1 rRNA gene is annotated in these 382 nt (G+C 60.7%); it reads left to right on the forward strand.

Annotated elements, in window-relative coordinates:
- Nucleotides 1-206: ribosomal RNA gene (locus ACTQ1S_RS09410) — 16S ribosomal RNA — on the forward strand; the annotation flags it as partial.
- Between the last annotated feature and the right edge of the window lie 176 nt (nucleotides 207-382).

Genomic DNA, 382 nt, shown 5'->3' on the forward strand with positions numbered 1-382 from the left:
AGTTGCTAGTAATCGCGGATCAGCATGCCGCGGTGAATGCGTTCCCGGGCCTTGTACACACCGCCCGTCACACCACCCGAGTCGTCTGCACCCGAAGTCGCCGGCCCAACCTTATCTGGGGGGAGGCGCCGAAGGTGTGGAGGGTGAGGGGGGTGAAGTCGTAACAAGGTAGCCGTACCGGAAGGTGCGGCTGGATCACCTCCTTTCTAGGGAGATAAATCTTCTAGAGAGATCAACTTAACTCGAATGGAGGGCAGGAGCCCGTCCGGTGGATGTCTGGCCCGGAGGAAGTCCCCGCAGCACCCGGTCCCCGGGGTCGCACCCGCGTACCTTGAGAGCCGCATAGCGATAGGAGAGAGATGGAAGAGTATCCTCTTCCAGA

Source organism: Collinsella sp. LCP21S3_D3, from assembly GCF_052118305.1.
Classification (GTDB): domain Bacteria; phylum Actinomycetota; class Coriobacteriia; order Coriobacteriales; family Coriobacteriaceae; genus Collinsella.